The organism is Primorskyibacter flagellatus (assembly GCF_048268605.1).
GTDB lineage: Bacteria > Pseudomonadota > Alphaproteobacteria > Rhodobacterales > Rhodobacteraceae > Primorskyibacter > Primorskyibacter flagellatus.
In genome coordinates, this window is the sequence record NZ_JBLWVF010000002.1 from 141,975 (window position 1) to 168,419 (window position 26,445).

Here is a 26,445-nt window from a genome sequence, read left to right on the forward strand (position 1 = left end):
TTAAAATTGTAAAGCTTATCCCAGGCACCGATGTCAATCCCGCCCGAACTGAGAAACACGGACACTTCTAAGCCCCTGCCGGAATGTTAGACAAGTATTCATTTTCTGCGACTGCGAAAACAGGCGATAATCCACCGATATTGTTGATATTCGTGCCGTTTCAAGCGCCTTCAATCAAATGTCGTCATCACATCATCCGAAAGAACTTTTGGGAAGTTGCGCGACATAGCCGGTTCATTGCCCGTTTCCGTGGCGCCCCAGAGACGTGAAGAATAACGCCGTCTGACAACAAACGTGGTCGTTCTAGGGTTGAGCGCAACGACACCGGCCAGATCGGCTGCACGTCAGGCGGGAATTGGGCCTTTCACCCATCTTGCCTGTGCGATATGACCCGGCCGATCCGGACCGGCACTGCCGGTTCGTCGAAAAACCGAAAGGAGAGCCTCATGGGCTACAAGATCGTAGTCGTTGGCGCCACCGGGAACGTGGGCCGCGAGATGCTGAACATACTGGAAGAACGCCAGTTCCCTGTTGATGAAATCGCCGTTCTGGCCAGCCGCAGATCGCTGGGCACAGAGGTCAGCTTTGGCGAGCGCACGCTCAAGACGCAGGATCTCGATGCCTTTGATTTTACGGGCTGGGACATGGCGTTGTTCGCTGTCGGTTCCGAAGCGACCCAGAAATATGCGCCGCTCGCTGCCAAGGCAGGCTGCGTCGTGATCGATAACTCGTCACTTTATCGGTATGATCGCGATATTCCGCTGATCGTACCTGAAGTGAACCCGCAAGCCATCCACGATTATGCCAAGAAGAACATCATCGCCAACCCGAACTGCTCGACCGCGCAGATGGTTGTGGTGCTCAAGCCCCTGCATGAGCGCGCAAGGATCAAGCGCGTGGTGGTGTCGACTTATCAGTCGGTTTCGGGCGCGGGCAAGGATGGCATGGACGAGCTTTGGGATCAGACCAAGAGCATCTTTAATCCGGTCGATGACAAGCCGGCCAAAAAATTCACCAAGCAGATCGCCTTCAACGTGATCCCGCATATCGACGTTTTCCTGGACGACGGGTCCACCAAGGAAGAATGGAAGATGGTCGCTGAGACCAAGAAGATCATTGATCCGTCGATCAAGGTCACGGCAACCTGCGTCCGCGTACCTGTCTTTGTCGGCCATGCCGAGGCGATCAATATCGAGTTCGAGGACTTCCTTGATGAAGACGAGGCCCGCGATATTCTGCGCGAAGCGCCCGGCATCATGGTGATCGACAAGCGTGAAGACGGCGGCTACGTCACGCCGGTGGAGTGCGTGGGCGACTATGCCACGTTTATCAGCCGTATCCGGCAGGACTCGACCATCGACAACGGCCTGAACCTCTGGTGCGTGTCCGACAACCTGCGCAAGGGCGCTGCATTGAACGCGGTGCAGATCGCCGAATTGCTGGGTCGCGAGGTCCTCAAGAAGGGCTGAGTCGCCTTTCATCCGTATTGCTATGAGGGCGTCCGTGACCGCGGGCGCCCGCTTTGGTTGTAATTCGTGTCGTTGCGGCCATTAAATTCGTCAAATTTACCACATTTACGTTACGTCTTTGTCAGGAATGCCGACGACTTGTATATTATGAAACTTATTGCGTGTTGTTTAACTATAGCTTGGCAGATTGTGAGTAAGCCTATGTCCCAATTTGAAAGTCATCTTCCCACTCAACCAGATAGCGAGACTGTCTCGCTTTTGCGGTCATTCCTTTGCCCCATTCTCGAACAGGCGAAAGATTGGCACCACCTGCGCGGCACCCTGACACAGCGGGGCTATTCGCTCGCGTTTCAGGAGGGCCACATGGTCATCGTGGAATCGGACACCAACCGGGTGATGTGTACCGGCCAGCATATTGGTACGCCGCTGCGTTCGCTTGTCGAGCGGTTTGGTCGGCCGTGCGTTGCGGTGCACCGGGGTGGTACATCGGGCGAATTGAGCGCCTAGACCGGTTGGAAACTACGGTCGGACGGGCAGAGATATTCCAGCCCGCCCTCGCCGATTTCAGTCCATAGCCCGTGCAGGGACAAGCTTCCCTGCTCGACTGCTTCGCGCACGAAAGGAAAAGTCATCAGATTCTCAAGCGAGACGATGACCGCCTCTTTCTCAAGCATTTGCAGACGCAATTCTGCGTTGCTCTCGTCTTTGACCCGGTCATAGCCGGGGCGCAGGATGTCCATCCAGCGTCCGACAAAGCTGGATTTTTCTTCCAGTTCGGGGGCCTCGCCGCTGCACATGCTCATGCAGCCTTGCACGCCGCCGCAATTGGAATGCCCAAGCACGATCAGATGCGCCACCTTCAGCGCGGTCACGGCATATTCCACGGTTGCAGAGGTGCCGTGATGATCGCCATCGGGTTCATAGGGAGGCACCAGGTTGGCGATATTGCGGTGGATGAAAAATTCACCCTGATCCGCCCCGAAAATCGACGTCACATGCACGCGGCTGTCACAGCAGGAAATCACCATCGCGCGTGGGCGCTGCCCGTCCGTCGCCAGACGTTTGTACCAAGCGCGGTTCTCGGTATAGGTCGTTGCCTTCCAGCCCTGGTAGCGCTGTACAAGATAGCTTGGCAAAGGTTTGGCGTGTTCCATGCCCGTCTCTCCGAGATTATTTCGACGCAGGGATAATTGCATTTCGTCTCGAATTCGAGAGGAAAATGACTTTCGCCTCAACCTTTTGAGAACGCCTCCGACGCAAGCTGCGCGTGCCGTGGGGGTTTAAGTTAGAAGGGTGATTTTGTGGAACGGGTGACTTTGCTTGCATATTCCGAACCAGTTCGGATGGAATCGGAACAATTGGACGGGCTGTATTCGCAGCTTGGTGTTTCGGGGGCCGAAGATGTGGTCTGCCGGGCGATGGAAGAGATCGCGTTGCGGATGAACAAGGCAGTTCGGCAATTTGGCGATGGGGAGTTGGAAGATCTGCGTAAGAATGCGCGGTCTGTGGTGTCGATTGCGGACCAGATCGGGCTGAGCGGGCTGTCAACGACCGCAAGGGACGTGACGCACTGCATCGATGATGGCGATCATGTCGCCTTGTCTGCGGTACTGAACCGGTTTCTGCGGGTGGGGGAGCGATCCTTGACCGCAATCTGGGATCTTCGGGATATTTCGATCTGACCCCTTGCAGGCGGGGTGTGCGCAGGTACTTTGTCGCCAAACCGCCGCATCAGGAAAGATCCGACCCATGAAGCCGAGTTTCGCTGACCATAGCGCCAAGGCGTTGCCCCTTACCTTGTTGGTGCCGGAGGAAGTGCCTGTTTGGATCGAGACGCAGGATGTGAGGACCCGCGCCTGGGTGGAGGCCAGCAGCTTTGCCGGGGCAATCGGGCAGGCGCTTGTGATCCCCGGTCCGGACGGCGCGCCGGTGGCGGCCTTGGCCGGGTATGGCACACAGGCACAGCGGCAGCGGGGTCGGTATGCGCTGGCCGCCGCAGTTCCCGCGCTTGGCAATGCCACCTACCGGATCGTAGCGGGACTGCCCGAGGATCACGCCGAAGAAGAGGCTTTGGGATGGTTGCTCGCCGGATATGTTTTCGACCGTTACAAGGCGCAGACCCCCGCCAGGGCACGGTTGATTGCCCCGGACGGTGTCGATGCAAGACGGGTAGAGGTTCTGGCCGCTGCCGAGGCGTTTACCCGCGATCTGATCAACACACCCGCTGCCGATATGGGGCCGGAAGCTCTTGAAGCCGCGGCGCGTGGATTGGCCGACGAGTTCGGCGCGCAGTGCGACGTCACCGTAGGCGAGGCTTTGCTGGAGCAGAACTTTCCAATGATCCACGCCGTTGGTCGCGCGGCGTCGCAGGCGCCCAGACTGATTGATTTCTCTTGGGGACAAAGCGGCCCACAGTTGGTTCTGGTTGGCAAAGGGGTTTGCTTTGACACCGGGGGGCTGAACCTCAAACCCGGTGCCTCGATGGGGTTGATGAAGAAAGACATGGGCGGCGCTGCCAATGTGCTGGGACTGGCCCGGATGATTATGGCGCTGGATCTGCCCCTGCGGCTGCGGGTGCTGATCCCGGCTGTGGAAAACGCAATCGACGGGAATGCGTTTCGCCCGCAGGACATCCTGACCAGCCGCAAGGGGCTGACCGTCGAGATCAACAATACCGACGCAGAGGGCCGGTTGGTGCTGGCCGATGCGCTGGCGCTCGCGGATGAGGGCGCACCCGATCTGATCATCAGCATGGCCACGCTGACCGGGGCTGCCCGCGTGGCGGTGGGGCCGGATCTGGCACCATTTTATTCAACCCAGCCGGGACTTGCGAATGCCTTGCGAACCTCTAGCAAGGCTACTGCGGATCCGGTTTGGGAACTGCCATTCTGGGACGTCTATGAGCCGATGATCGAACCGGGCATAGCTGATCTGGATAATGCGCCGTCAGGCGGGCAGGCGGGATCAATTACCGCTGCCTTGTTCCTGCGCCGCTTTGTCGAAGCCGCGCCTTACGTTCATTTTGACATTTACGGATGGAATCCCAATGCCGCGCCTGCCCGGCCCAAAGGCGGTGCCATGCAGGGCGCACGCGCCATTCTGACTGCGCTACCGGAAATGCTGGGCCTATGACAGACCGCCGCCGCCTGATGTGCAATGCTCGCGTGGCGCATGTGTCGCTGCAAGGGCAGGTCGCGGCAGAACGCTTTACCGAGGGCGAGTGGCGTCAGGTCTGCACTCCGCGACTGGACTTGCTGAACGCACCGGATGGCGCGCGTGACAGAGAAGTGTTGATGGGTGAGTCGGTTCTAGTATTGGACGACTTTGAAGGCATGGCTTTTGTCAGGCTGCAACGCGACGGGCATGTCGGATATGTCAAAAGCGCCGCGCTGGCATCGCCCCCGTGGACGCCCACGCATTATGTCAGCGCGGCGCGCAGCCATGCCAAGGCCACCCCCGATTTCAAGGCGTTCGAACCGATCATGGATCTTTCGTTCGGCAGCTTGCTGAGCGTCACCGGTCAAGATGGTCGTTGGTCAGAAATCGCCTTGCGCGGCCCCAACTATCCGGAGGGTCAGCGCGTCTTTGTGCCGACTGCGCATCTTCAGCCAGTCAATATGCTTCCCGACGATCCGGTTGCCGTGGCTGAACTGTTTCTTGGCATGCCCTACCTGTGGGGGGGCAATTCCGCGTTCGGGATCGATTGTTCGGGACTTGTGCAGATAAGCCTGCTGGCTTGTGGCATTGCGTGCCCCGGTGACAGCGACATGCAGGCGGCGGAACTGGGCGAAGGTGAAGCCGATGACAGTTACCGGCGCGGGGACCTGCTGTTCTGGAAAGGGCATGTCGCCTGGGTGGCTGATCCTGAAACGATCCTTCATGCAAATGCGCATCATATGGCCGTGGCATTCGAGCCATTGAGCGATGCGATTGCCCGCATCGAAGCACAGGGCGAGGGGCCGGTCACCCGGCACGCCAGGCTTTCTCAGAACATCTGACACCGTCATCCGCCTGTATCGTGGGCGGATCGGTCGCGGTCAGTCTACCGAACGAATGAGCTTACGCTCCAGCACGCGCAGCACGGCGCGCAGGTCGTGGCCACGTTTCAGGATCTGCCCGTCCATGCCGATCACCGCATACTGGCCCTGTCGATTGCGCAGTTTCGGGCGTTTCTCGATCCGGTAGAGAGGGTGTTCTGCGGCGCGGCGAAAGATCGAAAAGATCGCGACGTCACGAAGGCTGGAAATGCCGTAGTCGCGCCATTCTCCGGCGGCGACCATGCGGCCGTAAAGCGACAGGATCACCCCCAGTTCGGTGCGGTGAAAGGATATCTGAGCCGAGGCCTGATTGCCCGGAAATGGCGTGAGACTGTTCATGTCCCGACAGTTGCCCTGCGCGCACGGCAAAGCAAGCGTTTTGAGCACGGATTTGACCACCCTTCAGAAAACAATGCCGTAATCCAGCGGTATCGGCTTAGCCGATGCTCGATTCCTGATTGGCGCTGCGTGGCAACTGGTGCAACCGGACCCAAGCGCAGTGTGTTTGGCCAACCTTGCATGGTTTGACGGCATCCAACCCAAGGCGCGTTGCAACCAAGGCCATGATCGCACAATGTGGGTGACAGGCCGTCGGAACGGTGCTGACTAAGGGTGCCGCCTGAACGGCCTATTGGTGTGGGTGCCAGGTGGCTTGATCGGGCGCGGATCGGCCCGCGGGATACGTTGGCGAGGAGGCGGGATGGTCAAGAGCTGGTTGCGATATCTGTACGAAGGCGAGAGTGATCGCGCCCATACCTTCCGTTATGCGCTACTGGCGTTTGACCTGTTCACAATCGGCTATGTGATAACAACGTCTTTTGGCGATCATGGCAGGGTGGTCGAGACAATCGATACGGTGTTCGGCATCGTCTTTCTGGTGGATTTCGTTGCCAGACTGACGCTTGCAGAGCGGCGTTTGAAGTTTCTGATCCTGCCCGTGACCTTGGCAGACATCGTGGCGATCATCTCGTTTCTGGCCCCGCTCGCCGGAGAAGGACTTGGCTTTCTTCGTATCCTGCGCACCTTGCGCCTGTTGCACACTTACCAATTGCTCAGGCGGCTCCGGCAGGATTTTCGCCTGTTTCGGCAAAACGAAGAGCTTCTGGTCGCCGCGATCAATCTGGTGGTATTCCTGTTCGTGATGACGGGGCTGGTCTATGCCACGCAATATCGAAGCAATTCGCAGATCGGAAATTATGCCGATGCGATGTATTTCACCGTGACGGCGCTGACCACGACCGGGTTCGGGGATATTACTCTGAACGGGACGTGGGGGCGGCTGATCTCGGTCGTGGTGATGATCTGCGGCGTCACATTGTTCCTGCGGCTTGCACAGGTCTTGTTTCGGCCCACAAAGGTGCGCCAGCCCTGCAAGGTTTGCGGACTTTTGCTGCATGATGCGGATGCAGTGCATTGCAAACATTGCGGCGAACCCATGCGGATTGAGACCGAAGGTATGAAATGAGCGATCTTGTCTTTCGAACGGCCGACCCTGTCGATGCAGGCGTGCTTTGGGCGATGCTGAAACCGGTATTCCGGGCCGGTGACACCTATGCCATCGACCCCCAGATCTCGCGCCGGGATGCACTGGCCTATTGGACGGGGACAGGGCGCGAAGCATGGATCGTCGAGGAAGACGACGTGCCACTGGGCAGCTACTATCTGAAAGCCAATCAGCAGGGCGGTGGCGCGCATGTCTGCAATTGCGGCTTCGTCACCTCGCTTGACGCGCAGGGCCGCGGCGTGGCGCGTAGGATGCTGGATCATGCGCTGGACCGGGCGGCGACGGTTGGCTTCCTTGCGATGCAGTTCAACTTTGTCGTGGCCAGCAACACCCGCGCCATCGACGTCTGGCAGCGCGCAGGGTTCGCCGTGGTGGGCCGGTTGCCGGGGGCTTTTCGCCACCCGGATGATGGGCTTGTGGATGCGCTGGTTATGTACCGCCATCTGTGACAGGCTAGGGGCAAACCCGTATTACCCATCCACAAGGAGCCCTCCGTGGCAGACAAGGCACAAACCCCGCTTCTGGCGGTGCTGATCGACGGCGACAACACGTCTCCGAAACATGCCAAGGCGATCTTCGAAGAGATCGCGGCGCTGGGGGAGGCAAGTGTGCGGCGCTGCTATGGTGATTTTTCCAGCCCGCAGATGAATGGCTGGTCGAAGGTTCAGTCGGAATTCGGCATGGTGCCGCATCACCAGCCCGCCAATACCGTCGGCAAGAATGCCAGCGACATCGCGTTGGTGATTGACGCGATGGACCTGCTGCATTCAGGCCGGTTCGACGGGTTTGTGCTTGTGTCCTCGGACAGCGATTTTACCCGTTTGGCCAGCCGCATCCGAGAACAGGGGCTGGACGTGTTCGGGATTGGTCAGGCCAAGACGCCGGAAGCGTTCCGTAAAGCCTGCAAAAGGTTCATCTTTGTTGAGAACCTTGGCGGTGACGATGCACGCGCTGAAAACGCGCCGCGCGCAAGTTCCGGCAAGCTGGACGAGGCGCGCCGACTGATCGCAACAGCGATGGATTCGATTGAGCAGGAGGATGATTGGTACACGCTGGGTCAGCTTGGCCAGTTCATCGTCGCCTCCAACCCCGATTTTGACACCCGGACCTATGGCAAACGCAAACTCAGCGACCTTGTGGCGGATCTGAAGGTGTTCGAGACAAAGCGCGGAGCTGGCAATCAGATCATGGTACGGCGACTGGACTAGCGCAGGGGATGCAAAAGCGGCGCTGTTTCAGGTGCCGTAGCGCGCCATGAACGTGTCCACGGCCCCGGTGACCACCCGGTCGATATCCGTATTCGAGTGTTCCTGCGCGATGCCAAACACAAGCTGTGTCCACAGATCGGCTTTGCACAGCTCTGCAAACTGACTGGCGGCAAGGTCAAGGTCGTCTATCCGCAACTCGCCGCGCGCGATGGATTGACGAAAATACTCGATGATCATGCGCTGCATCGCCATCGGGCCGGATTCGTAGAAAGCGTGGGCAAGATCGGGAAACCGGTCGCCTTCCGCCACGCAGAGCCGAAAGATCTGCTGCCCGAATTTTGACGTGATAAAACGCAGGAAGGTGCGTCCGACCTGATCGAGAACAAGCTGCGGTGGCCCGGACATGTCGATGTCCTGCGGTGCCTGATCCGATTGCCGACAGCATTCGGTTGTGGCCACCTCCATGAACAGCAGCCGCTTGTCTGGGAAATAGCTGTAAAGCGTCGCCTTCGACACCCCGGCCGCGCGGGCGATGTCGTCGACGCTTGCGCCTTCGAACCCGTCAGCCATGAAAACCGTGCGCGCACCTTCGAGCACTTGATCGAATTTCCGACCCTTGCGGATCGAAGTCTGCGTATTCATTCCCAATCTCCCGTGATCGTCTGGACTATAGACCGGACAGTTCAGTTCAGGCAAGAGACGGCGTCACTTGCACACTGCATCAAACGTCGTCAGACACTCTGTCGGCACCGGGTGCGTCGGGCCGGTCGTATCGGGGCAAAGCGCCACTGGTGGATCGACGGGCCCCCGCGATGCCTGCGCGGCAACCGGCAATGTCAGAAGCGCCGTCAGCAGAAATGTCGAGCGGATCATCGGAACGTCCTTTCAGGTCTGTCATCTCTGACTGGCATCTAAACAAGGTGGTTCAGTTCACAAGGAGTGCGGCAAACGGTTCCGTTCACGTTTTTGCGCTTGCAGCCTTCTGGGAAGGAGTTACATTAGAACCATTCTAAACGGAGTCAGTGATGCGGTATTTCACTCAGCGGCGACATTTCAAAGACCTGAGCGAGCAGGAAGTGCTGGCGCTTGCTATTTCGTCGGAAGAGGATGATGCGCGGATTTACCGAAGCTATGCAGAGCGGTTGCGCGCGGATTTTCCGGAGTCAGCCAAGGTCTTTGACGGTATGGCCGTCGAAGAGGACGGCCATCGCGCGTCGTTGATTGCCCTGCATCGCAAACGGTTCGGCGAGGTCATTCCCTTGATCCGTCGCGAACATGTCGCAGGTTATTACGCACGCCGCCCGGTCTGGCTGATCGAAAACCTTGGCTTGGATCGGATCCGTGATGAAGCCGCAGCGATGGAAGCTGACGCAGAACAATTCTACCTGACCGCCGCAAAGCGCAGCACCGATGCCGAAACCCGTAAGTTGCTGGGCGATCTGGCCGCTGCCGAGGCCGGACACCAACACGCGGCCGATCGGTTGGTGGAACAACATCTGAATGATGATGCCCGCGCCGAAGAGGACCGTGGCGCGCATCGCAAATTCATCCTGACCTGGGTGCAGCCGGGCCTTGCGGGGCTGATGGATGGCTCTGTCTCGACGCTTGCGCCGATCTTCGCGGTTGCCTTTGCCACACATGACACCTGGACGACCTTCCTTGTCGGGCTTGCGGCGTCCGTCGGGGCTGGTATCTCGATGGGCTTTACCGAGGCGGCCTCGGATGATGGAGAGTTATCGGGGCGCGGATCACCGATCAAGCGCGGCGTGGCCTCAGGGGTGATGACAACGCTGGGCGGCTTGGGCCACGCGCTGCCTTATCTTATTCCCTCCTTCTGGACCGCGACGACCATCGCCATCATCATCGTTTTTGTAGAGCTATGGGCCATCGCCTGGATCCAGAACCGCTATATGCAAACGCCGTTCTTCCGGGCTGCGTTTCAGGTGGTGCTGGGCGGGGCGTTGGTGTTTGCTGCCGGTGTGCTGATCGGCAGCGGCTAGGGCGCGCCATCGCCCGATTTGCGGCCGACCGCCGGATTTGTGCCGAAACCAAAGGTGCCGGGCACCAGGCGCAGGGTGTCGTTCGTCTCGCCAATCACTGATTGACGGCACCGGGGAGCGTGCTACCAGATCCCAATGGTCGAGATTTTCTTCAGAACGCTTCCCTTCTTTGCACTCATTGCTCTGGGCTATGGGGCGGGGCGTACGAAGTTCTTTTCCGCCGAGGCGACAGCTTACCTCACAAAGTTCGTTTTCTACTTTGCACTGTCGGCGATGTTGTTCCGGTTTTCGGCAAATCTATCATTCGCCGAAATCTATGATGCGCGGCTTGCGGCGGCCTACCTTTGGGGAACGGCCTTCGTCTACGGCATTGCGTCGGTCGTTGGGTTTCTGCGCGGGCTGGACGTTCAGACAACGGCCGTAGAGGCACAATGCGCGTGCATCGGAAATACCGGGTTTCTGGGCGTGCCGATGCTGGCCGTGTTGCTGGGCCAGGACGCGGTCGGCCCGATCATCCTGGTGTTGTCGATTGACCTGATCGTGTTCTCCTCCCTGATCGTGATCCTGATAACCGGATCGCGGGATGGGCGGATGTCGTTGGGCATCTTGCGGAGCGTCGGGCTGGGATTGCTGAAAAACCCGATGATCGTGTCGATGGTCCTGGGGCTTGGCTGGTCCTCTACCGGGGTCGCCCTGCCCGCGCCGATCAACGATTTCATGACCATTCTTGGGGCTGCCGCGACGCCGGGCGCCCTGTTTGCAATCGGCGCTTCACTGGCCACGAAATCTGCTGAACGGATGAGCATCGCTGCCTGGATCAGCTTCTGCAAACTGATCCTGCATCCAGCCTTTGTGGCCATTGGCGCGCTGTTTCTGTTCCCGGTGGAGCCGTATAAGGCTGCTGTCGTGATCAGTGCCGCGTCGCTGCCGGTGGCGGGCAATGTCTTTATCCTTGCACAGCATTACGGGGTGGCACCGCAGCGTGTGTCTGCCGCGATCCTGATATCGACAGCGGCGAGCATCCTGACAGTCTCGGCCGTGATTGCCTGGGTGACGGTGGCCTGATGGCGCTTGCCCTGACAATGCAATCCGGTCTAGCCCCTTGCGGTATTGGACAATTGGAGGGTGTCGTGGAAATCAGTCCAAAACAATCATGGTTTGCCACGATGGTGCGCGCGTGACGGTCTACGTTGATGCAGATGCCTGCCCGGTCAAAGCCGAGGCGGAACAGGTCGCCAGCCGTCACCGGGTAGAGATGAAGCTGGTCTGCAACGGTGGTCTGCGCCCGCCCGCAAATCCGCTGGTTGAACTTGTGGTGGTTTCCGAAGGCCCCGATATTGCCGATATGTGGATCGCTGACCGGGCGGGCAAAGGTGATGTGGTGGTGACGGGCGACATACCATTGGCCGCCAAATGCGTGGCCAACGGCGCGCGTGTACTACGCCACAATGGCGAGGCGTTGACGGAGGCAAATATAGGCGCACAGCTTGCCATGCGCGATCTGATGACGGATCTCAGAGCCGCCGATCCATTCCGGCAGGGCGGCGGGAAAGGGTTCTCCAAGGCCGACCGGTCCCGCTTTCTGAACGCGTTGGAACGAGAATTGCGCGCCGCCGCATCTTGACCTTAAGACCACAAGCCAACGCTCAGGGGGTTTGTAAATGCCGTGGCGGCGCGCGTCGCCTGCCCCGGCCCTGAGCCGGGGCCTCTGTGCCGAAGCACTCCTCGAGATTCATAGCATCTACACATCCGTGCGCAGGCGCGCTATGCCGAACCATGGCCAGTGTGAACACAATATACGAGCGCCGCGTCGCCGATGGTGAACTGACAGAGGATGCCTCTCAGCGCTCTGTGCTCGCGGAATTTGAACGCATTCAGAACAGCCTTGAGAATGCGCCGAAGCGCGGTTTGTTCCGGCGGGCACCTGAACCGCCAAAAGGGCTTTATCTTTGGGGGGGCGTCGGGCGTGGCAAGTCGATGCTTATGGATCTGTTTGTCGAAGCCCTGGATGACATTCCCGTTCGGCGCGTCCATTTCCACGCATTTATGCAGGAAATCCACACGGCTCTGCACAAGGCCCGTCAGGACGGCGTTGAGGATGCGCTGAAACCCGTCGCAAAATCTGTGGCCGACAGCGTCAAGGTGCTGGCCTTTGACGAGATGCAGATCACCGACATTACCGATGCGATGCTGGTAGGTCGGCTGTTCGAGATGCTGTTTCAGGCCGGTGTCGTGGTTGTGACGACATCAAACCGGGTACCGAATGACCTTTACAAGGATGGATTGAACCGCCAGCTTTTCCTGCCCTTCATAGACCTTCTGAACGAACGGATGGTGGTTCACGAGTTGCGCTCTGACACGGATTACCGGCAGGATCGGTTGAGCGGGTCGAAAACATACTTCACCCCGCCGGATGCGGCTGCGCGGCAAGAGATTGAAGCAATCTGGCAGGATCTGACAGGTGGTCGCTCTGAAGAGCTGGAGATTGTTGTCAAAGGCCGACGGATAGAGTTGCCACGGTATCACAACGGTGTCGCGAGGGTCTCTTTCTACCAGCTTTGTGGACATATGCTGGGTCCGGCGGATTATCTGGCGATTGCTGACGCGGTGCGTGTCCTGATTGTCGAGGATATTCCGCGTCTTTCACGACAGAATTTCAACGAGGCGAAGCGGTTCGTCACGCTGATAGACGCACTGTACGAGGCGAAAGTGCGCCTGATTGCCAGCGCCGCCGCAGAGCCGGAGATGCTGTATGTCGAAGGTGAGGGCACATTCGAGTTCGAGCGCACGGCAAGTCGGTTGCGCGAAATGCAATCCGACGGCTGGGGGCAGGCCGGTTGATTTCAGCCGCCGCCTGAACCCTTGTTCCCGTCACAACTGGCGGCAAAAAAATGGGGCCCCGAAGGGCCCCCAAGATCTGCTCTTGTTATCGTTGGTTCTTGCCTTTTTTGTTCGGTCCAGGCGCGCGGCCCTGTCAGATCGTTACGCGGTCCTTGCGCAAACTGTTCGCACCAGGCGCAGCGCGGCATGTCGGGCGTGGCCTGCGGATCATTCGGAAAAATCCTGCCTGCGTGCCCGACCGCAACAGGTCAGACACGGTGTTGCGCCGGTCGATCATTCATCTAGCTTCCAAGAGCCGGGCTGTGTGTTTTGCACCGGTCTCTTGGATCTATTTATAGGCGTAGTTTTTCGAATCAGTCAACATCTTGTGATTCGCCATTTTGGGGGAGGCGCGCGATCAGCGCGTTCTCGCGCAGGACATGCCCCGCAAGGTAGAGCGAACCGCAGATCAAAACGCGTGCCTCGGGCTCGCGCGCCGCAATGGCGTGCAGGGCGTCTGCCACACTAACCGCGCTTGACGTATCAAAGCCTGCGGATTGGGCAATTTCGGCTGTGGTCTCGGCAGGCAGCGTGTTGGCTTCGCCGGGGATCGATACTGCGGTCAGGCTGTCTGCGACGCGCGCGAGGGGGCGCAGATAGCCGGTGACATCCTTGGTGTTCAGCATGCCGCAGATCAGATGCGTCGGCCGTTGGGGCAGGCTGCGCAGATGCGCCGCCAATGCCTCGCCCGCGGCGGGGTTGTGCCCGCCATCCAGCCACAGCTCGATCTGTGGAGCAGACGAAACCAGAAGGCCCTTGCGCAGGCGCTGCATGCGGGCGGGCCAGTTGGCGGCCGTGACTGCGGCCTCGGCGTTGCCGGTGCCAAGCTGACGCAGAGCAGCGAGCGCCGCGCCCGCGTTTTCGATCTGATGCGCGCCGGGCAGGTTGGGCAGAGGCAGATCCAGCAGGCCGGTCTCGTCCTGATAGACCATGCGGCCATGTTCCGGGTAGGCGTGCCAGTGCTGGCCGTGGGCCAATACAGGCGCGCCCAGACGGGCGGCGGTCGCTTCGATGACCTCCAGCGCGGCTTCAGGCTGCGGGCCCACGATGCAGGGCACGCGCCGCTTCAGGATGCCGGCCTTCTCGGCGGCGATCTTTGGCAACGTGTCGCCCAGAAAGCCCTCGTGATCCATCGATACCGGGGTAATGACCGTCAGCGCCGGAGAGGCGACGACATTTGTCGCATCCAACCTGCCGCCCAGCCCGACCTCAAGCAGCGTGTAATCAGCCGGCGTTCGCGCCATCGCCAGCAGGGCGGCGCAGGTGGTGATCTCGAAATAGGTGATGCTTTCGCCATTATTGGCGGCATAGCATTCGTCAAGATATGCCGTCAGGGCGGTTTCGGAAATCAGCGTGCCTGCCAGACGGATACGTTCGTGGAACCGGGCCAGATGCGGCGAGGTATAGGCGTGAACGCGGTGGCCCGACGCCTCCAGCCCGGCGCGGATCATCGCCTGGGTGGACCCCTTGCCGTTGGTGCCCGCGATATGGACCACAGGCGGCAGCGAGTCCTGGGGATTGCCAAGCGCCTCCAGCAGCCGCCAGACACGATCAAGCGTCAGGTCGATGATTTTCGGGTGCAGCGCCATCATCCGGTCAAGGATGACGTCAGAACCAGCGGTCATTTTGCGTCAACTGCTTCGGTTTCAGAGGGCGTCTTGCCGTCTGGCGCAGGCAGGTCGCCCATGACGGCAGGCGGAAGACCCATCAGCATCCGGGTGATTGTGATAAGTTCTTCGCGCATCTTCGTGCGGTTGGTGACCCGGTCAAGCATGCCGTGTTCCAGCAGATATTCCGCGCGCTGAAAGCCGTCGGGCAGCTTTTCGCGAATTGTCTGTTCAATAACCCGCGCTCCGGCAAAGCCGATCAGGGCATTGGGCTCGGCTATGTGGACGTCGCCCAGCATCGCGTAGGATGCGGTCACGCCGCCGGTTGTCGGGTGGGTCAGCACGACGATATAGGGCAGCCCGGCCTCTTTCAGCATCTGCACGGCGACGGTGGTGCGGGGCATCTGCATCAGGGATAGAATCCCCTCTTGCATGCGCGCGCCACCCGCTGCTGAAAACAGGATCAGCGGCCGGTTCAGTGCGACCGCGCGTTCGGCGGCGGCAATAATGGCGTTGCCGACATACATGCCCATTGATCCGCCCATGAAGCGAAAGTCCTGCGCCGCGGCGACGATCGGCGTGCGTCCGATGTCGCCTTCGACAACCAGCATCGCCTCTTTTTCGCCGGTGGTCTTCTGCGCCGCCTTCATCCGGTCAGGGTAGCGTTTCTGGTCCCGAAATTGTAGCGGATCGGGGATTGGATCAGGCACGGCAATCTCGGTGAAGATGCCCGCGTCAAACAGCGCTTCAAAGCGCGTGCGCGGTGAAATTGCCATATGATGGTTGCAATTGGTGCAGACGTTCAGATTGTCCGACAATTCGCGGTGAAACAGCATGGTTCCGCATTCGTCGCATTTCGTCCACAGGTTCTCGGGAATTTCACGACGCGAAAAGATAGAGTTTATGCGCGGTCGGACGTAGTTAGTGATCCAGTTCATCTGCAATTTCCCGAAGCCTGTGTGCACCGTGAAATAGTCGCCGGCGAAGGGAATTGCAATCCGCCCCTTCGGATGAGGCGCGCGCTGGGAGTGCGAAGCGCGCGCCTTGTCCGGAGTGGTGTTGCGCCTGGCCGGGGAGTGAGGGGCACCGGCGCAGATCGCCGGACTATCGGCGAGGGGAAGCCCATGTCTGTTGTGACGAGACTACACCTAGGGTTGTATTCTGCCTGTCGACTTCTGTCAAAGGTTTATTTTGTGCCGTTCCAATCATTTGAAATGTCGCGTGAGAAGGGACGCCGTCCAATTCGGGCTTGTGGCAATGGGATCGCAAAGGTCAGATAACGGCCATCCCAGAAGACCAAACTCAACGGCGCGGACTTCGGCCTGCTGATTGCAGCGCTCGGCGCGCGCAACAAACAGGAAGATCCTTGTGAAGGCACAACGCGTTGGGTATTCCATCTGCAACGCATTTATCAAGGGAGGCCAGCGCCATGCTCAAGCGCCAGTTCGATAAAACCAAGTTGCCAAGCCGTCATGTCACCGAAGGTGCGGCGCGCGCGCCGCATCGGTCCTATTACTATGCGATGGGAATGACCGAGGAGGAAATTCATCAACCTCTTGTCGGCGTTGCGACCTGCTGGAACGAGGCCGCCCCGTGCAACATCGCGCTGAACCGTCAGGCGCAGTCGGTCAAGATGGGGGTCAAATCGGGCAGCGGCACCCCGCGCGAGTTCACAACGATTACCGTGACTGACGGGATTGCAATGGGCCATGAAGGCATGCGGTCCTCGCTGGCGTCGCGTGAAGCGATTGCCGATACGGTAGAGCTGACGATGCGCGGTCATTGCTACGACGCCCTTGTCGGCCTGGCGGGCTGCGACAAATCCTTGCCGGGCATGATGATGGCAATGATTCGTCTGAACGTGCCGTCTGTGTTCCTGTATGGCGGGTCGATCCTGCCGGGTCGTCTGAATGGCAAGGATGTGACGGTTCAGGACGTGTTCGAGGCCGTGGGCCAGCATCAGGCCGGCAACATGACCACATGCGAGCTGGAAAAGCTCGAAGCGGTGGCCTGCCCTTCGGCGGGGGCCTGTGGCGGTCAGTTTACCGCCAACACCATGGCCTGTGTGTCCGAGGCGATCGGCCTTGCGCTGATGAACTCGTCCGGTGCGCCTGCACCTTACGAGTCGCGCGATGCCTATGCCGAAGCATCGGGTGTGGCGGTCATGAACCTGATCGAAAAGAACATCCGGGCGCGCGATATCGTGACGCGCAAATCGCTGGAAAACGCCGCGCGTGTCGTGGCCTGCACGGGCGGGTCGACAAATGCCGGACTTCATCTGCCAGCCATGGCGCATGAGGCGGGAATTGACTTCTACCTTGATGATGTTTGCGATATTTTCCGCGACACCCCGTATTTCGTCGATCTGAAACCCGGTGGGCAGTTCGTCGCCAAAGACCTCTATGAGGTTGGTGGCGTCCCGGTCGTGATGAAAGAGCTGCGCAAAGCGGGTCTGCTGCACGAAGACTGCATCACCGCCGATGGCTGTACGATTGGTGAATCGCTGGACAAGATCACGCGTGAGGCCGATGGCCGTGTGATCTATCCGATTGAAACGCCTTTGACGAAAACCGGCGGTGTTGTCGGGCTGAAGGGCAACCTTGCCCCCGAAGGTGCGATTGTGAAAGTCGCAGGCATGGAAGCGCAGCATCAGCTGTTCACCGGCCCGGCGCGGGTGTTCGAATGTGAACAGGACGCGTTCGAGGCCGTGCAAAGCCGCAGCTACAAAGAAGGCGACGTGTTCGTGATCCGCAACGAAGGCCCCGCAGGCGGTCCGGGTATGCGTGAAATGCTGGCGACCACTGCGGCGCTGTCGGGGCAAGGGATGGGCAAGAAGGTGGCACTGATCACTGATGGCCGTTTCTCTGGCGCGACACGCGGTTTCTGTGTCGGGCACGTTGGTCCGGAGGCCGCGCATGGGGGCCCGATTGCATTGCTGCAAGACGGCGACGTGATCACGCTGAATGCAATCGAAGGCACAATCGACGTCGCACTGACCGATGAAGAGCTGGCAGAGCGCAAGGCCAACTGGAAAGGCCCGCGCGAGACGATCTATGCTTCCGGTGCGCTGTGGAAATACTCACAGCTTGTTGGTGAAATCTACAAGGGCGCAGTCACCCATCCGGGCGGCAAGGCTGAAAAGCATGCCTACATGGATCTATGATCGCATGATGATGCGCCCGGCATTTCTGCTGGGCGCAATCGTGTCGTTGTTGGCCGGATGTGAAGCGGAACCAGCTGGCCAGCGCGGCTTGCTGGCGTCAGCGCGCGGAACCGCTTCGGTTGACGCCAACCCGATCACGACCTTACCTGTTGTCGGCGGCGAGGTCGTCCTGAGCGCCCCTGACGATTATTGCATTGATCTGGAAACTGTCGAAAGCAAGCGCACGCGCGCCTTTGCGGTCATCGCAAGCTGTCAGATTCTGAGCGGCGATACCTCGGGTGCCCTCGTACCTCCGGTGCTTGTCACCGTGACGGTCGGCGGTAAGGATCCGGGCGCGCAGCTCCCCTCACCAGAGCAGATTGCCGCCAGTGCCGGGGGTGGTTTGTTGCGAAGTGGCGCGCGGAACGGTGTTTCTGTGGTGCAACTCGCCAAAGGCGGAACCGGCGTGTTGCCGAATGGCGATCAGCGGTATTGGCGGGGCGCTTTTCTGGTCGCGGGACGACAGGTCGGCCTTGCACTCTATGCGCCGAAGGGCAGCGAAATGGCGACTGCCAACGGCGGCGCGTTCCTACAGGCCACAGCACGGGCCATTCGTTCCGCCAGTCCGGATGTGGACGACACGGCGCAACAAGAAGCACTGCCCGTCGGAACCGATGCTGCCAACGCGGCAACCGCGCCGCGTCGTACGGCGGTGCTTCGGGGCGCTGGCGAAGCAGGCAAAGTGGCTGCCGCAGGATCATCGCCGAGGCAGCAGGGACTTGGCGCGGCAATCGGCAGTTTGTTCAAAGGCGACGCCTTGCGTTAACGGTCTCGCAGCGGCCGGGTTTGGCGGTTGGGTCACGCGTCGTGATGTGTGGTAAGAGGGATGGCATGGCAGAGCAAAACCGATTTCTCGACCGGTTGACCAATCGCGCTGCCTTGCGCCGGTGGGCGCGCGCGGCACGACGCGCAGAAGCAACGGATCTGAAAGAGTTGCGGGCGCAGCGCCAACATGCCCGCCGCCTGCGTCATCATCTCGACAAGCTGATCCGAATTGCCGAGAGTCGGTTGGCACTGCCGCGGATCGGCTCTACTCGCTTTCCCAAACCAAACGATACCGATTGGGCCTATAGGCCACAATTGTGGCGCGGCCCGCTGCGTAATCCTGGCCTGTCCTCGGTGGTTTCGAACGCGACGATGGGCGAAGAGGTGAAGATCTTTCACGATTGTACCCGGTTGGAACTGACGCTGCGCCAGTTGCGCAATACCCGCGTGGCCGACCTTGCCCCATTTGGCCTGCAAATGGATGTGTTCGGTTTTGACGGCAGCTACCTGTCGCTTGCGATCGATCTGCCGGGCAGTGCGGTGAAAGACCTCCGGCGTCGTCATCTGTTGCGCATGGAAGCGATCGTCGAGCTGGAAAATCCGCTCCGCATCTTTGCGCGCATGAACATAAAGCACGGGCCCAATGTCGAACAGCTGGTCATGGAACTGCCGTTGACGGACAAGGCGGCCCTTGTCGAGTTTGATCTGGCCTATTCAAAGCTGAACGAAAGGCGCGTAGAGCGTCTATGGCTTGACCTGATCTTCGAAGAGCCAGCTATGAATCAGGTCATCCTGAGGGACCTGACGTTCAGCCGCAGACCACGGGCGGAACTCTAATGACGAGGCCATACAGAGCATGAGCGACTATCACATTGCCAAGCGGCGCTTTGTCGAGGGTGTGTGGGAAGGGATCGTGACCCGCAAACGTGCCGATTCACCCGCGCCCAGGGTGGAGGTCACCCATCAGGGCCGCGCGCTTCCCGAGGTGAAACTTACAGAAAGCCCGGATGGAGGGCATTGGGATCTGACGGTTCCGGTCCCGGCAAATATGCTGGGAGACGGTGCGCAGGTGTTCCTGATAAACGATGCCGCCTCGGGCGATTTGCTGGACAGCTTCGCCATCATTGCAGGCGAGGTGCTGGCTGACGATCTGCACGCCGAGCTTCAGCTTTTGCGCGACGAACTGGACATGCTCAAACGCGCGTTCCGGCGGCATTGCCTGGACACAGGCTGACGCTTTCGTGTCAGCGCGATTGACCTTTCGGGCGCTCGGGTCCAATGTCGCCGGACACTGAACTTTCCCGAGGTTTGAATGTCCCCCGCTCGTGGCATGGCGCTGAAGCTGTTTGCGCTTTTTCTGTTCATGGCCATGTCCTCGCTGATCAAGGCAAGCTCGGCCGAAGTGCCCAGTTTTCAGGCGGTGTTCTTCCGGTCCTTCTTTGCCCTGCCGATCATTGTGATCTGGCTGGCTGCCCGTAAGGAACTTTCGACAGGTCTGCGCACCCGGAACCCGGCCGCGCATTTCTGGCGCGGGATCATCGGCACGTCAGCGATGGGGTGCGGATTTGCGGCGTTGGGCCTTCTGCCACTGCCCGAGGTTACGGCGATCGGTTTTGCCTCGCCCCTGATTACGGTGCTGCTTGCGGCGGTTTTGCTGGGCGAACGGGTGCGCGCCTTTCGTCTGACGGCGGTTGGCATCGGGTTGGTCGGCGTGCTGGTCATCCTTTGGCCGCGGTTGTCGATCTCTCCAAAGGATATGGAAATGGCCGCGACCTTGGGCGTGGTTCTGGTGCTGACGGGCGCCGCGCTGCGGTCGGTTGCCCAGATCCATATCCGCCGCATGGTGCAGTCCGAACAGACCTCTGCCGTTGTGTTCTACTTTTCACTGACCGCGACAGTGCTTTCGCTGTTCACCATTCCGTTCGGTTGGGTGATGCCATCTACGCCGGTGCTGTGGATGCTGATCAGCGCGGGGCTGATCGGCGGGGTCGGCCAAATCTTCCTGACATCCTCTTACCGATTTGCCGAAGCATCGGTTCTTGCGCCGTTCGACTATGCCTCGATGCTCTTCGCGCTGATTTTCGGCTATGTCCTGTTTGGCGAGGTGCCGACGGGTACAATGATGATCGGCGTTGCCATCGTGATGTCTGCGGGCGCGTTGATCATCTGGCGGGAACGGCAGTTGGGGCTGGAGCGTGGCAAGGCCCGCCGCAGCCTGACCCCGCAAGGCTGAGGGATCAGTCGGTCAGCCGCGCCCAGGCATATTCCGCGGCCAGGAAGCCCCGCCGATAGCGGCCAAGCGGGAAGCGCGGAGGCGGTGCTGCAAAGGCGCGCGGGCGCAGGTGGCGGGGTGGCTTGCCCTGTGCCAGATCGGCAAGGATCGTGCCGCAATAGCTGCCCATCGCCACGCCGTTGCCGTGATAACCGAAGGCCGTGAAAGCGCCGGGCATCTGCGGGATCTCGCCGCAATATGGTGTCAGCGACGCCGTCAGACAAACCATCCCGGACCAGTAGTAGGGGGTGGGAACATGCGCCCAAGCCGGAAAGATCCGGTCGAAATCCGTGCGGACGCGGGCGCGTATGCGTGGTTCATTGGCGGCCGAGCTGACCAGACCGCCGCGCATGCCAAAGACCATGCGGTTATCCGGCGTCAGGTGAAAATAATGCAGCAACCGCCGGTCCTCATAGGCCATCTGGTGGCTGGTCCAACCCTGCGCGTTCAACGTTTCCGCGTTCATCGGTTCCGTGGCGATGACAGAACTTTGCGCGGGCAGGGTGCGCCCCCGCAGCCAGGGGATCAGATCCTCGGTCGTGTAGCCATTAGTGGCCACGATCAGCCGGTCGGCCTTGATGCGCGCCTGGGGCGTGGTCACGACAAAGTCATTGCCATCCCGCGCGACGTCAAGCGCAAGGCTGTCGCCGTAGAGCGCGACACCTGCCGATGCCGCCGCTCGCGCGAGGCCCGACAGGTATTTACGCGGGTGCAGCGCGAACCCGACCGGCAAAGTCAGCCCGCCGTGATGGGATGACGCCATGCCAAGCGTTTTCAGCTGCCTTGTGTCATAGATCTGCGTGTTTGTGTTGTAAGCGTGGTCCAGATCCGGCTGTTGGGCGCGCAGATGTTTTTGGGCACTCCGGGAATGGGCGAGGATCGTTTCGCCATCAGAATGCCGGTCGATAGCAACGCCCAGACGTTCCGTCAGGGACGCCACATGGTCGATTGCTGCAAGCTCTGCGTCGCGGACCTCTTGCGTCGCGCCTTCGCCAAAACGGCGCGTCAGGACCTTGTCCGGCGCACGCGTGCCGCCCGCACAGCAGAATCCACCATTGCGCCCGGACGCGCCCCAGCCGGGGTGGCGGGCGTCAATCAGGCAGACAGAAACGCCGTCTTTGGCCAGATGCAATGCCGCGTTCAGCCCGGTGTACCCGCCACCAATGACAAGCACATCGGCCGATATGTCACCCTGCGCCGAGGCAGCGGCCAGCGCGTCTTCGGGCACGTCTCGCGCCCAGTAGTTCAGCCGGTTCGGCTCGTCGGAAAGGGCGTAGGCCCCGTAAAGATGCCTCATATGCGTTCGGCGGCGCGGGTTTCTGCCTCTTGCCGGACGGCAGAGCGTTTGGAGATGAGCGAGGCAGAAATCACCCCGACCGTGACAATTGCGATCATGATGGTCGACAATGCGTTGATCTCGGGCGAGACGCCAAGCCGCACGGCCGAGAAGATCTTGATCGGCAAGGTGGTCGAAGACGGACCGGCGGCAAAGGACGCGATCACCAGATCATCCAGCGACAGGGTGAAGGCCAGAAGCCATCCGGAAATCACCGCAGGCGCAATGATCGGCAGGGTGACAAGGCGGAAAGCCTCGAACGGCGAGCAGCCTAGATCCAGCGCCGCCTCTTCGAGGGAAATGTCAAAACTTGCCAGCCTCGACGAAACGACAACCGAGACGTAGCACATCGAAAACGTTGTATGGGCCAGAACAATAGTCAGAATGCCCCTGTCCAGCCCGATACCGATGAACAAGAGCAGCAACGACAGACCGGTGATGACTTCCGGCATGACAAGTGGCGCGTAGATCATGCCGGAAAACAGCGTACGCCCCGGAAAGCGGTTGGCGCGCACCAGCACATAGGCGGCCATCGTTCCCAGAATCGCTGCGAGGGTCGAACTAAAAAATGCCACGCGCAGAGTGACCCAGGCTGCATCCAGAAACGCCTCGTTCCGGATCAGTTCGCCATACCATTTGGTCGAGAAGCCGGCCCAGACGGTGACCAGCTTTGACGCGTTGAAGCTGTAGACGATCAGGATGACCATCGGCAGGTAGAGAAACGCGAACCCGAGTGTCAGTGATGTGGCGTTGAACCAACTGAAACGTCTCATATGACCCACTCCGGCATGAACGCACGAAGCCAGGTGGCGTTACAGATCCTCTGCCGACGGCCCTGTGAAAATGTTTGCGCCCTCATCGTTCGGCCTCGCGTTGTTTCTGCTGGTTGCGCTGGAACAGGATGATCGGCACGATCAGGATCAGCAGAAGGATGATCGCCACAGCGGAGGCAACCGGCCAGTCGCGATTGGAGAAGAACTCTTCCCACAGCACCTTGCCGATCATCAGCGTCTGCGATCCGCCCAGAAGCGACGGGATCACGAATTCACCCAAGGCCGGGATGAACACAAGAAAGCACCCGGCGACGATGCCCGACTTGGACAGCGGCACAGTCACCAGCCAGAAGGCAGAGATGCGCGAACAGCCCAGATCCTCGGCGGCTTCCAGCAGGCTGTCGTCCAGCTTTTCCAGCGCGGCATAGATCGGCAGGATCATAAACGGCAGATAGGTGTAGACGATGCCGATATAGACAGCCGTATTGGTGTTGAGGATGGTCAGCGGTTCTGAAATCAGACCAAGCGCCAGAAGTAACTGGTTCAGCAGCCCTTCGGTATTCAGGATGCCCATCCACGCGTAGACGCGGATCAGAAAGCTTGTCCAGAACGGCAGGATCACCAGCATCAGCAGCGTTGGCCGCCATTCGCGCGGCGCGCGGGCCAGCGCGTAGGCAATGGGAAAACCGGTGGCCAGCGTCATCAGCGTCGATAGCAGCGCGATCTGAAACGAACTGAGATAGGCTTTCCAGTAAAGATCATCTGTCGTCAGGAAGGTGAAATTCTCGAAATCCAGCGCGGCCAGAAAAGCGCGGAACCCGGTCCAGCCTTCGGACAGGTCAAGCTGCGGCGTGTAGGGCGGAATCGACAGCGCAATATCGGACAGCGAGATCTTCAGGACGATGAGAAACGGTACCAAAAACAGCGCCAGCAGCCACAGATAGGGCAGGCCGATGAGGATCAGACGCCGCATGTCATTGCTCCAGCACCACGCCGGCCGTATCGGTCCAGCTTAGCCAAACAGTGTCCTCCCAGGTGAAGGACCGGCGGGCGATCCGGCGGGTATTGGCAGATTGCGCCTTGAGCACCTGACCGGATGGAAGTTCGACGTGATAGGTCGAGATATTGCCCAGATACGCGATGTCCAGCACCTTGCCGGTTACTGCATTGGCCGCATCAACAGGGCGTTCCGCAGAGATTGTCAGCTTTTCGGGCCGAATGGCGAAATGCACCCTCTGGCCCGGTGCCAGGCTTTGCGTGCTACGCGCCCTGATCGGTGGCTGCCCTTCCGCCCAGGTGATCGTGACGGCATCGCCTTCCTGCGCGGCGGCACCTTCGATGATGTTCACATCGCCGATGAAATCCGCGACATAGACCGAATTGGGTGCCTCGTAGATCACATCCGGGGTGGAAACCTGTATCAGCCTGCCTTCATCCATCACCGCTACGCGGCTGGCGACGGTCATCGCCTCTTCCTGATCATGGGTGACGATCACGAAGGTGGTGCCGGTCTTTTCCTGAATGTCCATCAACTCGAACTGGGTGTCCTGTCGCAGCTTTTTGTCCAGCGCACCAAGCGGTTCATCCAGCAACAGCAGCTTTGGTGCCTTGGCAAGGCTGCGGGCAAGCGCCACGCGCTGCCTTTGGCCGCCGGAAATCTGGTGCGGTTTGCGCCGGGCGAACTTGGTCAACCGTGTCAGCCGCAGCATTTCCTCGACCCGTGCCGCGATTTCCTCTTTCGAGCCGCCACCACGGCGCAGACCGAAGGCGATATTGTCCCAGACCGACAGATGCGGAAACAGCGCGTAGCTTTGGAACATCATGTTCACCGCGCGTTTGTTCGGCGGCACGGGCGCAATGTCCTTGCCAGCCAGAAGGATGCTGCCCGAACTTGGCGATTCGAACCCTGCCAGCATCCGCATCATCGTGGTCTTTCCGCACCCGGATGGCCCCAGCAACGCAAAGAATTCCTGTTCGAAAATATCCAGCGACAGCGAGTCTATCGCGACAAACTCTCCGAATTTCTTTGTCACCTGCTTGAACTGAATCAAAGGTTTCGCTTCGGGGTCGTTCCAAGGGGCAAAGACCGTCTGGTTCATGCAATCGTCCAGCAAATTGTCAGGGTAAGGCCCGCGCAACAGGTGCGCGGGCCGTCAAAAGGCCTAGGTGCCCGACTTGATCTTGGTCCATAGCCGCGTGACCGTCCGCTGCACGCGCGGATCGAAGGGCGTGGTGGTGAACAGGTTGTTCAACGCATCCTCGGACGGATAGATCGCCGGATCGCCGATCACATCCTCGTTGAGAAATTCCTGCGACTCCTTGTTGCCATTGGCGTAATAAACGTAGTTCGAGGCCGCCGCCGCGTTCTGCGCATCCATGATGAAATTCAGGAAAGTGTGCGCCGCGTCCACATTGGGGGCATCCACCGGAATCGCCATCTGGTCAAACCACATCTGGGCACCTTCCTTGGGCGCGTTAAACGCGACCTCGACCCCGTTTTCAGCTTCGGCCGCACGGTCACGCGATTGCAGGATGTCACCGGACCAGCCCACGGCAACGCAGATGTCACCATTTGCCAGCGCATTGATGTATTCGGACGAGTGGAACTTCTGGATATAGGGCCGCACGGCCGCATAGACCGGTTCTACCTTGGCGATCACCTCGGGGTCGTGGCTGTCGGGATCCTCGCCGATATATTTCAGCGCCGCGGGGATCATCTCGGCGGGTGCGTCAAGGAAATGCACGCCGCATTCGGCCAGCTTTTCCATATTCTCGGGCTTGAAGACCAGATCCCAGGAATCGATCGGCGCATCGGGCCCCAGCGCCTCCTGGACCTTGGCGACATTCACGCCGATACCTGTGGTGCCCCACATGTAGTTGATCGAGTATTCATTATCGGGGTCGTATTTCGCGGTCCGGTCCGAGATCACGCTCCACATGTTCTCAAGATTGGGCAGCTTGGATTTGTCGAGCTTCTGGAAAGCGCCGGCCATGATCTGACGTTGCAGGAATGTGCCGGTCGGCACCACCACGTCATAGCCCGATCCGCCGGACAGCATCTTGGTCTCCAGCAACTCGTTGCTGTCGAACACGTCGTAGATCAGGTCAATCGCGGTCTCTTCCTCGAATTTCGACAGAAGGTCCTCGTCGATATAATCGGACCAGTTATAGACACGCACCTCTTGCGCCTGTGCCGCGGCGGTCAGGGCGAGTGTTGCGGTGAAACTCAGCAGCGCTGTCTTCATAAATTTGCTCCTGTTGGATCTGGGACGCCTTTTGTCGGCAGCCTCTGCGTGGATTTGATCAAGTTTTCTACCGTCTGGCAACAACTGGATGTTTCCATGACGGGAAAATCAACGCAAGGTGCGGCTCAAGATCCGAAAACTGCGAAT

Annotated in this window: 28 protein-coding genes; 17 read left to right on the forward strand and 11 right to left on the reverse strand. The window is 59.8% G+C overall.

Annotation, left to right across the window (positions count from 1 at the left end; translation table 11 throughout):
• Positions 1-446 precede the first annotated feature (446 nt).
• Together ACN0WV_RS03840 and ACN0WV_RS03845 are read left to right on the forward strand one after the other, a co-directional pair.
• Complete coding sequence (locus ACN0WV_RS03840) at positions 447-1,469, forward strand: aspartate-semialdehyde dehydrogenase (protein WP_417603928.1); 1,023 nt, start codon at positions 447-449, stop codon at positions 1,467-1,469.
• A 363-nt stretch (positions 1,470-1,832) separates the two neighbouring features.
• Positions 1,833-1,976: a hypothetical protein gene (locus tag ACN0WV_RS03845; protein ID WP_417603929.1), complete on the forward strand. Its 144-nt coding sequence runs from the start codon at positions 1,833-1,835 to the stop codon at positions 1,974-1,976.
• Here the strand turns inward: ACN0WV_RS03845 and ACN0WV_RS03850 are convergent.
• Complete coding sequence (locus ACN0WV_RS03850) at positions 1,973-2,623, reverse strand: carbonic anhydrase (RefSeq protein WP_084350563.1); 651 nt, start codon at positions 2,621-2,623, stop codon at positions 1,973-1,975. The genes ACN0WV_RS03845 and ACN0WV_RS03850 overlap by 4 nt on opposite strands.
• A 189-nt stretch (positions 2,624-2,812) precedes the next feature.
• Between ACN0WV_RS03850 and ACN0WV_RS03855 the strand changes: the two genes are divergently transcribed.
• The 3 genes from ACN0WV_RS03855 to ACN0WV_RS03865 all read left to right on the forward strand — a co-directional run bounded on the left by ACN0WV_RS03855 (position 2,813) and on the right by ACN0WV_RS03865 (position 5,467).
• Positions 2,813-3,151 carry a hypothetical protein gene (locus ACN0WV_RS03855; RefSeq protein WP_417603930.1) on the forward strand — a complete coding sequence of 113 codons (339 nt, stop codon included), beginning with the start codon at positions 2,813-2,815 and terminating at the stop codon, positions 3,149-3,151.
• Between the two features lie 67 nt (positions 3,152-3,218).
• Positions 3,219-4,601, forward strand: a complete 1,383-nt coding sequence (locus ACN0WV_RS03860) for a leucyl aminopeptidase family protein (RefSeq protein WP_417603931.1) — start codon at positions 3,219-3,221, stop codon at positions 4,599-4,601.
• The gene (locus ACN0WV_RS03865; protein ID WP_417603932.1) at positions 4,598-5,467 is read left to right on the forward strand and encodes a C40 family peptidase; all 870 of its coding nucleotides are present in this window, start codon (positions 4,598-4,600) and stop codon (positions 5,465-5,467) included. The genes ACN0WV_RS03860 and ACN0WV_RS03865 overlap by 4 nt, the downstream gene beginning before the upstream one ends.
• Positions 5,468-5,506: 39 nt before the next feature.
• Here the strand turns inward: ACN0WV_RS03865 and ACN0WV_RS03870 are convergent, their stop codons facing one another.
• Positions 5,507-5,845 carry a DUF2794 domain-containing protein gene (locus tag ACN0WV_RS03870; RefSeq protein WP_417603933.1) on the reverse strand — a complete coding sequence of 113 codons (339 nt, stop codon included), beginning with the start codon at positions 5,843-5,845 and terminating at the stop codon, positions 5,507-5,509.
• A 361-nt stretch (positions 5,846-6,206) separates the two neighbouring features.
• Between ACN0WV_RS03870 and ACN0WV_RS03875 the strand changes: the two genes are divergently transcribed.
• From ACN0WV_RS03875 to ACN0WV_RS03885, 3 genes are read left to right on the forward strand one after another with little or no spacing between them, the layout of a single operon-like run.
• Positions 6,207-6,971: a potassium channel family protein gene (locus tag ACN0WV_RS03875; RefSeq protein WP_417603934.1), complete on the forward strand. Its 765-nt coding sequence runs from the start codon at positions 6,207-6,209 to the stop codon at positions 6,969-6,971.
• Positions 6,968-7,459 (forward strand): GNAT family N-acetyltransferase, encoded by a 492-nt coding sequence (locus tag ACN0WV_RS03880; RefSeq protein WP_417603935.1) that lies wholly within the window; start codon positions 6,968-6,970, stop codon positions 7,457-7,459. The genes ACN0WV_RS03875 and ACN0WV_RS03880 overlap by 4 nt, the downstream gene beginning before the upstream one ends.
• Before the next feature lie 45 nt (positions 7,460-7,504).
• Positions 7,505-8,218, forward strand: a complete 714-nt coding sequence (locus ACN0WV_RS03885) for an NYN domain-containing protein (RefSeq protein ID WP_084350548.1) — start codon at positions 7,505-7,507, stop codon at positions 8,216-8,218.
• Between the two features lie 27 nt (positions 8,219-8,245).
• On the opposite strand, the gene ACN0WV_RS03890 is transcribed toward ACN0WV_RS03885, so the two are convergent.
• Positions 8,246-8,860 (reverse strand): TetR/AcrR family transcriptional regulator, encoded by a 615-nt coding sequence (locus ACN0WV_RS03890; protein WP_084350546.1) that lies wholly within the window; start codon positions 8,858-8,860, stop codon positions 8,246-8,248.
• A 63-nt stretch (positions 8,861-8,923) separates the two neighbouring features.
• Positions 8,924-9,091: a hypothetical protein gene (locus ACN0WV_RS03895; RefSeq protein ID WP_179141422.1), complete on the reverse strand. Its 168-nt coding sequence runs from the start codon at positions 9,089-9,091 to the stop codon at positions 8,924-8,926.
• A gap of 152 nt (positions 9,092-9,243) precedes the next feature.
• Here ACN0WV_RS03895 and mbfA point away from each other — a divergent pair, with 152 nt between their 5' ends.
• The 4 genes from mbfA to zapE all read left to right on the forward strand — a co-directional run bounded on the left by mbfA (position 9,244) and on the right by zapE (position 13,059).
• Positions 9,244-10,218 (forward strand): iron exporter MbfA, encoded by a 975-nt coding sequence (gene mbfA / locus ACN0WV_RS03900; protein WP_143514485.1) that lies wholly within the window; start codon positions 9,244-9,246, stop codon positions 10,216-10,218.
• A gap of 135 nt (positions 10,219-10,353) precedes the next feature.
• Complete coding sequence (locus ACN0WV_RS03905) at positions 10,354-11,283, forward strand: AEC family transporter (RefSeq protein ID WP_417603936.1); 930 nt, start codon at positions 10,354-10,356, stop codon at positions 11,281-11,283.
• A gap of 88 nt (positions 11,284-11,371) precedes the next feature.
• Complete coding sequence (locus ACN0WV_RS03910; protein WP_417603937.1) at positions 11,372-11,842, forward strand: YaiI/YqxD family protein; 471 nt, start codon at positions 11,372-11,374, stop codon at positions 11,840-11,842.
• Positions 11,843-11,994: 152 nt separating this feature from the next.
• On the forward strand, positions 11,995-13,059 hold the full coding sequence (gene zapE, locus ACN0WV_RS03915) for a cell division protein ZapE (RefSeq protein ID WP_417603938.1): 1,065 nt from the start codon (positions 11,995-11,997) through the stop codon (positions 13,057-13,059).
• Between the two features lie 353 nt (positions 13,060-13,412).
• Here the strand turns inward: zapE and ACN0WV_RS03920 are convergent, their stop codons facing one another.
• Entirely contained in the window at positions 13,413-14,723 is a 1,311-nt protein-coding gene (locus tag ACN0WV_RS03920; RefSeq protein ID WP_417603939.1) for a bifunctional folylpolyglutamate synthase/dihydrofolate synthase, read from the reverse strand.
• Positions 14,720-15,643 carry an acetyl-CoA carboxylase, carboxyltransferase subunit beta gene (gene accD, locus ACN0WV_RS03925; RefSeq protein ID WP_417603940.1) on the reverse strand — a complete coding sequence of 308 codons (924 nt, stop codon included), beginning with the start codon at positions 15,641-15,643 and terminating at the stop codon, positions 14,720-14,722. The genes ACN0WV_RS03920 and accD overlap by 4 nt, the downstream gene beginning before the upstream one ends.
• A 491-nt stretch (positions 15,644-16,134) precedes the next feature.
• On the opposite strand from accD, the gene ilvD reads away from it, so the two are divergent.
• The 5 genes from ilvD to ACN0WV_RS03950 all read left to right on the forward strand — a co-directional run bounded on the left by ilvD (position 16,135) and on the right by ACN0WV_RS03950 (position 20,905).
• Positions 16,135-17,868, forward strand: coding sequence for a dihydroxy-acid dehydratase (gene ilvD / locus ACN0WV_RS03930; RefSeq protein ID WP_417603941.1), 1,734 nt, complete (start codon positions 16,135-16,137; stop codon positions 17,866-17,868).
• A complete protein-coding gene (locus tag ACN0WV_RS03935) occupies positions 17,849-18,673 on the forward strand; it encodes a dihydroxy-acid dehydratase (RefSeq protein ID WP_417603942.1) in 825 nt (274 codons plus the stop codon). The genes ilvD and ACN0WV_RS03935 overlap by 20 nt, the downstream gene beginning before the upstream one ends.
• Positions 18,674-18,738: 65 nt before the next feature.
• Positions 18,739-19,509: a DUF6478 family protein gene (locus ACN0WV_RS03940; RefSeq protein WP_417603943.1), complete on the forward strand. Its 771-nt coding sequence runs from the start codon at positions 18,739-18,741 to the stop codon at positions 19,507-19,509.
• A 19-nt stretch (positions 19,510-19,528) separates the two neighbouring features.
• A complete protein-coding gene (locus ACN0WV_RS03945) occupies positions 19,529-19,906 on the forward strand; it encodes a hypothetical protein (protein ID WP_084350525.1) in 378 nt (125 codons plus the stop codon).
• 78 nt (positions 19,907-19,984) lie between these two features.
• On the forward strand, positions 19,985-20,905 hold the full coding sequence (locus tag ACN0WV_RS03950) for a DMT family transporter (protein WP_417603944.1): 921 nt from the start codon (positions 19,985-19,987) through the stop codon (positions 20,903-20,905).
• A gap of 4 nt (positions 20,906-20,909) precedes the next feature.
• Here ACN0WV_RS03950 and ACN0WV_RS03955 read toward each other — a convergent pair whose 3' ends face one another.
• From ACN0WV_RS03955 to ACN0WV_RS03975, 5 genes are all read right to left on the reverse strand, one after another.
• The gene (locus ACN0WV_RS03955; protein WP_417603945.1) at positions 20,910-22,241 is read right to left on the reverse strand and encodes an NAD(P)/FAD-dependent oxidoreductase; all 1,332 of its coding nucleotides are present in this window, start codon (positions 22,239-22,241) and stop codon (positions 20,910-20,912) included.
• Entirely contained in the window at positions 22,238-23,053 is an 816-nt protein-coding gene (locus ACN0WV_RS03960) for an ABC transporter permease (RefSeq protein ID WP_417603946.1), read from the reverse strand. The genes ACN0WV_RS03955 and ACN0WV_RS03960 overlap by 4 nt, the downstream gene beginning before the upstream one ends.
• A gap of 82 nt (positions 23,054-23,135) precedes the next feature.
• A complete protein-coding gene (locus ACN0WV_RS03965) occupies positions 23,136-24,026 on the reverse strand; it encodes an ABC transporter permease subunit (protein WP_417603947.1) in 891 nt (296 codons plus the stop codon).
• 1 nt (position 24,027) lies between these two features.
• The gene (locus ACN0WV_RS03970) at positions 24,028-25,152 is read right to left on the reverse strand and encodes an ABC transporter ATP-binding protein (RefSeq protein ID WP_417603948.1); all 1,125 of its coding nucleotides are present in this window, start codon (positions 25,150-25,152) and stop codon (positions 24,028-24,030) included.
• 63 nt (positions 25,153-25,215) lie between these two features.
• Positions 25,216-26,298 carry a polyamine ABC transporter substrate-binding protein gene (locus ACN0WV_RS03975; RefSeq protein ID WP_417603949.1) on the reverse strand — a complete coding sequence of 361 codons (1,083 nt, stop codon included), beginning with the start codon at positions 26,296-26,298 and terminating at the stop codon, positions 25,216-25,218.
• Positions 26,299-26,445 lie beyond the last annotated feature (147 nt).